Below are 9,481 nucleotides of genomic sequence, written 5' to 3'. Positions count from 1 at the left end.
TCTGTGGGGAGATGCTCTTTTCTGGAGCAGGAGTTATTTTTGCGCCACAACCGGTTCCGTTTCACTTGAGACAGTGAAAAAATATATAGAAAGCCAGCGCACGGATGACCACAAAAGAAAATATGAAAAAACAGGGCGATACTGCAAAGCAAAGCGCTGAGGGTCAGCGATTCATCCCCCACCGACTATGTCGGAAGGAGTTTTCTCGCTGATACATCATAAAAAGTTTCCATTAAATGTTATTTCATATGATTTATCATAGACGCCATATATCCCGCGCCAAATCCGTTATCGATATTCACCACACTTACGCCGCTGGCACAGGAGTTAAGCATAGATAAAAGTGCTGACACTCCGCCAAAGGAAGCTCCGTATCCAACGCTGGTAGGTACAGCAATTACAGGGCAGTCCGCCAGACCGCCGATAACGCTTGCAAGGGCTCCCTCCATTCCGGCGATGGCGATTATGACTCTTGCTGACATTATCTCATCCATGTGTCCAAGAAGCCTGTGAAGACCTGCAACTCCAACGTCATAAAGACGAACCACTTCGTTGCCATAAACCTCCGCAGTTTTGGCTGCTTCCTCAGCTACGGGTATATCGCTGGTGCCACCTGTTGCCACAACTATTTTGCCTCTTCCGTCCTTCTCAGGAAGGCTTCCGACTATTCCCACATGACTAAGCTCATCATATGAAAAATCTGTGATCTCTTTTTTCAGAAGCTCTGCCGCTTCATCCTTCATCCTTGTGATAAGAACTGTTTTTTGACCATTTTCACGCAGACTTTTTGATATCCTAAGTACCTGCTCGGGAGTCTTACCCGCTCCGTAAATAACTTCTGCTGCCCCCTGTCTTACGCCTCTGTGAAAGTCAGGCTTGGCAAAACCAAGATCCTCATAAGGGGCTTCCTTGAACTTAAGCAGTGCTTCATCAACAGAAGTGGTACCCTCCGCCACACTTTTTAACATCTGTTCCAATTCTTTTTTGTCCATTCTTATGTCACCTCATATAATATGAATCAAGTCTTTTGAAGAACATTCTCTCTAATAAATATAACCCTCTCTGTGCAGGGAGAAAACCTAAAATATTGAATAAAAAAATCCCGCGGCAAGCAGGATTTTTGCTGCGTGCCGCGGAACCGAATTCCTTAAATATAGTTTTTATCAGATAGCTGCGAAGCCCTTCTCAAGGTCAGCAATGATATCATCGATATGCTCTGTACCAATTGAAAGTCTGATTGTGCTCTGAGTGATACCCTGATCCTTCAATTCCTCATCAGAAAGCTGTGAGTGAGTTGTTGTTGCAGGGTGGATAACAAGACTCTTAACATCAGCTACATTTGCAAGCAGTGAGAAAATCTCAAGGTTATCTATGAACTTCCATGCTTCCTCTTTGCCGCCCTTGATCTCAAATGTGAAAATTGAAGCTCCGCCGTTAGGGAAATACTTCTCATAAAGTGCATGATCAGGGTGATCCTCGATAGAAGGATGATTTACCTTAGCTACCTTGGGATGATTCTTAAGGAACTCAACTACCTTCTTTGTGTTCTCTGCATGTCTGTCAAGACGAAGTGATAATGTCTCAACACCCTGAAGAAGCAGGAATGCGTTGAAGGGTGAAATTGTAGCACCTGTATCTCTAAGTAAAATAGCTCTGATATATGTTACAAATGCAGCAGGACCAACCACATCATAGAAGGATACACCGTGGTAGCTGGGATTGGGAGCTGCGATTCCGGGATACTTGCCGCTTGCCTTCCAGTCAAACTTACCTGACTCTACGATAACACCGCCAAGGGTTGTACCATGTCCGCCGATAAACTTGGTAGCAGAATGAACAACGATATCAGCGCCATGCTCGATGGGTCTGATGAGGTAAGGTGTTCCGAATGTGTTATCTATAACAAGAGGAAGACCATGCTTATGAGCTATCTCTGCGATGGCATCAATATCCGGAATATCACTGTTGGGATTACCAAGAGTCTCAAGATAGATTGCTCTTGTGTCATCCTTGATAGCTGCTTCAACTTCGCTGAGGTTATGTGCATCAACGAATGTTGTGGTAATTCCGTACTGAGGAAGTGTGTGTGCAAGAAGGTTATAGCTTCCACCATAGATAGTCTTCTGTGCTACGATATGTCCTCCGTTTGCAGCAAGAGCCTGAATGGTATAAGTGATCGCTGCTGCGCCGGATGCAACTGCAAGGGCTGCGCTACCGCCTTCAAGAGCTGCTATTCTCTTCTCAAAAACATCCTGAGTTGAATTTGTAAGTCTTCCGTAAATATTACCTGCATCTGCAAGTCCGAATCTGTCAGCCGCATGCTGGCTGTTTCTGAAAACATAAGAGGTAGTCTGATAGATCGGAACTGCTCTTGCATCTGTTGCCGGATCAGGCTGCTCTTGTCCTACGTGTAACTGTAATGTCTCAAATCTGTAATCACTCATTTCATCATCCTCCTGCTTTATATTCTGTTTTTCTGCGCTTTTTTTATTGAAACCAATGATACATATATTTACATACTGTGTCAATAGGTAAATAGGCGAAACGCAAAAAAAATTCTGCCGCCTGTAAATCTTAACTTCCAGTCATTTTACCACTCAAAATCAAAGCCCTGCTGAAATGCTTTCGGCAAGAGCTTCTTTCTCGGCTTCATATCTGTTCGGAAGCAAACAAAAGAAAAAGAAATAACCACTTTACAGTCAATATTTGTTTTTTCTTAAATATCTTTGATGATCTTCCCGTCGATTACCTGTACGAAACCTTCTTTCTGATTTGCCATCCTGTTTTTGTCTTTCTTCAGCGTAGTAGGCGAATATGGTAACATCACATCATGAAAGGCAAACGTGTTCAGTTTAACTGACGGTTCATATTGTTTAATGCATTCCGTCAGATCAATAAGATTTCTTTCTTTGTCTTCATTCTTAACCGACGCATCCCACACGATATGCGCCACCAGATTCACTGATTCGGGATCGGTCGATTTATCAATCACAATCGCGTCATCTATATATTCTTTTTCTTTTATCCTGTTTGCTATATCAAATAAATAAATGATTCGACCATCCTGTGTCCCGACTGTATCCTTTAATCTTCCCCATATATAAACAAACCCTTTTTCATCTATCTCTGCCAGATCACCGGTATGGATCCACCCATCAACCTTTGTCTTGGCAGTTAATTCCGGCTTATTGTAATAGCACTTCATAACCGATTTGCTGCGAATCCACAGTTCGCCTTTTTGGTTGTATCCTAACTCTTTTCCCTCTTCATCAAATACGCCAACTGTGATACCCGCCATTGGAATTCCGACGCTCATTATCGGCTTACTAAAGTCATATCTGGCATTCACAAACTCCGAACATGCGCTTGCAAATAACTCAGATGAGCCGTAGCCGCTTGCCAGCCCTCTATCCGAGCCTAATTCATGCATAACGTTTTGCCATTTTTGGAATTTCTTAGAATCAGTTCCTTCTCCGCCAACAACCCAACATTTTACATATGAAAAATCGAATTCTTTGCCTTTTGCTCTTTCTTTCTCCAATCGATTAAAGAACGCTTCCCATGCACTTCCGGTAGAACACGCCGCATTTACATGCAGTTTCGTGATTTGATTATAGAAATCCTTTTCCTCTACTCGTGGGTCCATGACAACTGTCATTCCCCGATAAAGCGGCACCAAAAACAGAAGATTTAATGAAGTGGCAGCCGTTGGCGGAAAGTGATTCAGACATCTTTCTCCTTTAAAAAACTGTGTTCCGCTGGCATCTGAGATTGATAACTGTGTAAGAACCGTTTCATTCGTTACCACAACTCCTTTTACGATTCCACCAACTGTTGTTCCGCTTGATGAAGTAATGAAGGCATTTCTATTTGAAACAAAGGTGGCTTTTATCTCCCCGTTATATCCTTTTCCTAGTTCCTTAGCATCTGATACAGAAATATACTTCTCTCCTCTTGGGATCTGTGTCTTTTTACGGATTTTTGTCATGACCGACACGATTTGCTTTTTAGGTGTCGGCATCGCATCTGTGATTCTTGCGATTATCACTTTCTAATACTTATCTTTTGTAAATTCCCCTTTTACATTCTCCCACATCTGATCAAAGACTATGGCAATCCTGCACTCTTTTGCCTCTTCTTCAAGTGCCTTGGAACTAATTGCCAACTTAAGGAAATAGGGACACGCTCCTATCATATTCAAGGCAAAGATCATGTAGCAAACATCCGGCATAAATAGTCCATAGTATGCAACGATCTCGTCCTCCTTAACACCCAGATTCCTGAATGCTTTTGCCCACAGATAGACGTTTTCTATAAATTCCTTTCTGGAAATGACTTTTCCAAAATACTCTATGGCAGGAATATCTGTATGTTCATTTAGTTTTTTCTCAATTACATCCCATACCGTTTTGTTCTCCGTATTCGATCAACCTCTTCCTCAGCATTCTCTTTATAGTATTTCAGGCAGGGTTTATCTATAGATGGAAACAGGAATTCTCGTCCTTTGAATTACGGCCGTTATTTTGCGTGTGCATTACCTTTCCTCCTATAAGTCTTTACCTTCTAATGATCTATAATCCACCTTACCATTAGCCGTCAGCGGAAGCGCCTCTATAAACTGAATCTGTTTGGGTCGATATCTCTCAACAAGATTCTTCTCGCACTTCTCTCTAAGTTGTTTCTCTATCTGGTCTGCTAATTCCTGTAAACCGGGTTTTAATACAACATATGCTTTTGGAACCGCACCAGTTCCATGATCTATATCAGGTACTCCAACAACACAGCAATTTTCTATGGATGTATCTTCTAACAACGTTGCCTCTATCTCATATGGATTAATTTTCATCCCGTTATACTGAATAATGATCCGCTTTAGTCTCCCTTCAAGATATATGCAGCCATTCGTATCAATTCGTCCTAAATCGCCTGTGTGCATCCATACTCTGCCATCGCTATGAATCCTCATTACTGCTTTAGATTCATCCTCTTTGTTATAATATCCATTCATCAGCGTAGGACCAGCGATACAGATTTCTCCTTCTTCGTCATATTTCATCTCTCTATTAGCTTCGTTGTCCCAAATACAAAATGTCATCAACGGAAGCGGAATCCCAACGCTACCATCCACATCCACCTGAGGCAAATTACTTGAAGCGGCACTTCCAACCTCCGTCATACCATAGCCTTGAAGAATTTTACCCATACATCCATGTTCTTTAAGAATCTCGTTGATCTTATGTTTTTCTTCCGCACGAAGCGAATCCCCGCCACTGGAAAGCGATCGCAAATAACTAAGATCTTTAATTCCTTTCGTGTTGGTAAAACTCACCCAATCCGCCGGTCCGGCCATCACATGATTAGGTTTATATTTCATAATGTTTTTTGCTGATTTCTCCGGTTTATACTCGGGTATCATCTCAATCTGCATATGCAAAGACAGTGGCAAATGCATAGCCATCAATGCATTATACGCAAGAAAAGGCGGAACCCAATTCAAGCATTTATCACCGGGATAATATGTATATCCATCGCGTTCACACTGAAACGCCATTGCATTAAAGCATCGGTTACTCAGCATAACTCCCTTTGCCTCACCGGTTGTACCACTGGTATGAAGAATGCATGCAGTCTCTTCGGTTTTTCCTGGTATTCCTTTTACCTCTCCTGATCCTTTACTGATAAAACTTTTCCAGGTTAGGGCATGAAGAGAATCTAATTCCGCCTTGTTTATCTTCCTCCTCATGATGGCCTTAAGCGGCGTAGATAACCGATCATATGGTGACGCTATAACAATTTTGCTCAATCTGGTCTTATCAAGAACCTGCAGTGTATTATCTAAAAAAATGTCACTAATAACTGCCACCAAAGAATTAACCTCGTTGTAGTATCGAATCAGATCATTTCCCTGACATCTTAGATCTATTATGTTTGCTATAGCCCCGATACGATTCAACGCATATATACAGATTACATTCTCCGGAATATTAGGTAATGCAAGTGTTACAATATCTCCTTTTTTTACCCCTAACGCCTCAAATGAAGACGCAGCTCTTTCCACTTCATCAAATAATTCTTTGTATCTTATCTGATTACCAAAATAACTTATTGCAACATAATCTTCATACTTCCTGTTGCGGGTATATATCCATTCATATATGGATATTGCAGGATTTTCATCACTCAGCGCTTTTTGGTTGTAATACTTCATCCACGGTTTATCGACCGAAGGATATCCTGTCTGTCTGTCTGTTAAAATCATATTTCCTCGCCCCCTTTGTCAATTCCACATTTTAATAATATTAATCAACCATACTCACCCAATTAATCTTTTATCAAATAGAAACGCGTTATCTTTATTGGGAACCAATGATTCTGCAAAATCAAACACATCTTCATGCTCAACTACGTCTTTAGGATGATACATACCGTTTTTTATATCATCAATACTCCAGGTATATGATGCATCCAAAGAGAGTACATTATTTACAAAATCATCGTAATCACTTTCCTTAACATTTTCACGATGAATCTGTGGCAGTTTTTCAATGATTTCCCACTTAAGCGTTGCCATTCTGTTCCGGAGTTCGTTAGTCAGGATATCCCTCTCCTCAGGTTGACAGCCTTCATAACAAATATTCTCTCCTATTATTGAATAGTAAGAATCTCCTCTTCTGCATAACGCAATTGGAACAATATCGGCTCCGCAATCAATTGCCAAGTCAACAGCTCCAGCAAATAATGGATTTATAAGCGCATTGGGACTAATATTCTGAACCCCCTCCGGAAAAAGAAGCAAATTACCTCCTTTACGCAGAAGTTCTTTCATCTGTGCCTTAGCAACTTTCCTGTCCTCTTTTATTAGGACATCCAGAACAATAACTCCATTTAACTGAAGCAGAAATCCATCAAAATTCCTGTAGAATTCTCTAGGATCTCCAAGCACCAACCAACATGGTGTTTGTATTGAAAGAAACGACATTTCAATATCCACACCACCAATATGTGTAGGACAAAAAATAATTGGTCTGTCCGTTTTTATACGATCATCTCTAAGGATATTCAGCCTTTTCCCTTCCATATAAAGGCTTGCCTTCAAGAATGGCATAAACACTTTATGTGCGAACGAATGTAGTGGTAGATTAGTTATATGTCCACCACCATATTTCTGATATCTTTCCAGTCTTTTTTCTCGGCAGTATGCTTCGCAGTCCTGCTGACTCAAAGAAAGCATGTATTTAAATGAATGAATACTATCAAACATCGGTCCCCCCGAACACAAAACCAACTTGCTTTTTGCGACGTAACATGGGGCTGTCGCACTAAGACAGCCCCTTCGATTTCAAGACGTCAAATTGTCTTAGCCATATTCTCCAATTTTTTATAGTCTATTTTCCCCATTCCTGTTAACGGTAATTTATCTACAAATTCGTAATTATCAGGGTACTCATAATCGTATAATTCATCTGCAATATTCTTTACCAACTCTTTTTTTACAGAATCACTATCAGCATTATTTTTCAACACTACAAAAGCTTTGGTTATGTTACCGTAGTTTTCATCTTTTACAGCTATAACTGCAGTTTGCTGTACTTCATCACACTTCATTATGCAATTTTCTATACTTGCGGGGAAAACTTTGTATCCATTTCTGACAAACATCCTCTTAAGACGGCCATCAATATAAATTCTTCCATCTTCCCCGACATGTCCCAAATCACCTGTATGGATCCATTTAGTTCCATCTTTGTGAACCTTTATTATTTCTGAGTCCTGAGTTTTAGCATTTCCAAAATACCCCTTCATCAGAGTCGGTCCACATATTGCTATTTCACCAACCTCTCTTATTCTGCATTCAGTATAATCTTTATCATCTTTGAAAGTAGAAATAATATTTCCCGGATATGGTATTCCTACGCTTCCTAAGTCATTTGCGTTAGCTTTTGAATATGCAGCAGCAGCCATCACCTCTGTCATACCATAGCCTTTTGAAAGTTTAATATTGCAATTATGTTTTGACAAAAACAAATTAAACTCTTTCTCGAGACTCTCATCCAATTTGTCTGCTCCTAAAATAAAAGACTTCAGGAAGCTCAGATCTGCTTTCTGCATTGCTTGATTATCTAAGAAAGCTAATAAAGCGGAAGGTACAGAAACAATATGGTTAGGCTTCAATTTCAGAGTTAAATCCGGTAATTCATCAGCACCCACCTTGGGAACCAACAGTAATTTCAATCCCATACATAATGGAACATTTATTGAATTACAGATTCCATAGTATGTCCACGGTGGTGCAATAACTAAGATACTATCTCTCACCGCTCCATTAAATCCGACTTTTAATTCCATTTCTACAACAGAATTCACAGTCTCATTAGTTCCGATAACGCCCTTGGGTTCCCCTGTAGTTCCACCTGTATAAGCGATAATTGCATCTGCATCTTTGACAAACTCAGCATCAAGTTCTTCAGTATTATTATCCCCAAGACTAAGGAAGTATTTCCACGTCATAAAACCATCAGGACAACTCAATCGTAAATTCTTGTTCTTTAATCGGATTAGTTTCTTCAATATAGGGTTTAATGATTCAATAGCAGATACTGACACTATAATTTTCACGTCATTGTTCTTTTTTAGACTACTGAATTTATCAGATACAGAATCCAAAGTAATCAACACATTCGAATGTGCTTCCAATACAGAAGCAACAAGAACTCTCTCAGCGCACCTGACATCCAACATATTGGCAATGGCTCCGATTCGATTTATTGCATATAAGGTATAAATAGCTTCCGGTATATTGGGTAAACAAACTGAAACAATCTCTCCCTGTTTTACCCCGGCCATCTTTAAACTCTTAGCTACTTCTTCAATTTTGCTGAACAACTGATCATAAGTAATCTTCTTACCCAAAAACTCAATTGCAATTTCTTGTGCATATGTTTTTGCATAACTGTACATGCACTCATAAATAGAACACTGAGGAATACTTATATCGAATTGATCCTCCTTATAGTATTTAATCCACGGCTTATCAATCGACGGAAATCCCGTCAGTTTATCCTCTGTCTGTCTGTCTGTCTGTCTGTCTGTCAAGCATTGTCTTTACCTCCGATTGTGTGTCATAAACTGTATCCCATAAAGTGGACACGCCCCTTTCCTAAATTTCCAGATTTTGGACACCACATTTAGTGGTACATCCCCGTTTTCTGGACACGGTTTTTTAATGAACCCCCCGGCTTGTGGACACGTTCTTCTTTATATCCAACCTTATGTAGGATAAAATCATTCATACAAGGAGGCTGTTATGAGAGAACGTCATCACATCAATCAATTCACCCCGGAGCAGATCGAACTACTTGCTGCCAATCCCTTCACGCTTAGCGTCACCGCTTACAGGATTTCTTATACCCTGGAGTTTAAGAACCTGTTCCTCTCGCATTACGAGAACGGAGAGCTTGTCAGGGACATCTTCCGGGAGCTT

General features: G+C 40.4%; 6 protein-coding genes and 1 pseudogene. 1 reads left to right on the top strand and 6 read right to left on the bottom strand.

Going from position 1 to position 9,481, the window contains the following annotated elements:
- The coding region (locus G610_RS23585; protein WP_242829663.1) for a transposase at positions 1–160 on the top strand (160 nt) is incomplete at its 5' end.
- Between the two features lie 79 nt (positions 161–239).
- Here the strand turns inward: G610_RS23585 and larB are convergent.
- From larB to G610_RS0114970, 6 genes and pseudogenes are all read right to left on the bottom strand, one after another.
- On the bottom strand, positions 240–992 hold the full coding sequence (larB, locus tag G610_RS0115000) for a nickel pincer cofactor biosynthesis protein LarB (protein WP_026525424.1): 753 nt from the start codon (positions 990–992) through the stop codon (positions 240–242).
- Between the two features lie 171 nt (positions 993–1,163).
- A complete protein-coding gene (locus tag G610_RS0114995; protein WP_026525423.1) occupies positions 1,164–2,444 on the bottom strand; it encodes an O-acetylhomoserine aminocarboxypropyltransferase/cysteine synthase family protein in 1,281 nt (426 codons plus the stop codon).
- Positions 2,445–2,716: 272 nt separating this feature from the next.
- A pseudogene (locus G610_RS0114990) lies at positions 2,717–4,393 on the bottom strand (class I adenylate-forming enzyme family protein).
- 153 nt (positions 4,394–4,546) lie between these two features.
- Complete coding sequence (locus G610_RS0114980) at positions 4,547–6,259, bottom strand: class I adenylate-forming enzyme family protein (RefSeq protein ID WP_026525420.1); 1,713 nt, start codon at positions 6,257–6,259, stop codon at positions 4,547–4,549.
- Positions 6,260–6,313: 54 nt separating this feature from the next.
- The gene (locus G610_RS0114975; protein WP_026525419.1) at positions 6,314–7,261 is read right to left on the bottom strand and encodes a lysophospholipid acyltransferase family protein; all 948 of its coding nucleotides are present in this window, start codon (positions 7,259–7,261) and stop codon (positions 6,314–6,316) included.
- A gap of 86 nt (positions 7,262–7,347) precedes the next feature.
- Positions 7,348–9,093, bottom strand: coding sequence for a class I adenylate-forming enzyme family protein (locus G610_RS0114970; protein ID WP_026525418.1), 1,746 nt, complete (start codon positions 9,091–9,093; stop codon positions 7,348–7,350).
- Positions 9,094–9,481 lie beyond the last annotated feature (388 nt).

Origin of the sequence: Butyrivibrio sp. MB2005, assembly GCF_000424285.1 — a bacterium.
Lineage (GTDB): Bacteria > Bacillota > Clostridia > Lachnospirales > Lachnospiraceae > Butyrivibrio.
Note: the sequence above shows the minus strand (reverse complement) of the source record. Positions and strands in the feature narration are given on the sequence as shown.

What these genes read in the sequence shown, in the direction of transcription:
- larB (WP_026525424.1), bottom strand. Translation starts at nt 992, where the DNA reads ATGGACAAAAAAGAATTGGAACAGATGTTAAAAAGTGTGGCGGAGGGT.
- G610_RS0114995 (WP_026525423.1), bottom strand. Translation starts at nt 2,444, where the DNA reads ATGAGTGATTACAGATTTGAGACATTACAGTTACACGTAGGACAAGAG.
- G610_RS0114980 (WP_026525420.1), bottom strand. Translation starts at nt 6,259, where the DNA reads ATGATTTTAACAGACAGACAGACAGGATATCCTTCGGTCGATAAACCG.
- G610_RS0114975 (WP_026525419.1), bottom strand. Translation starts at nt 7,261, where the DNA reads ATGTTTGATAGTATTCATTCATTTAAATACATGCTTTCTTTGAGTCAG.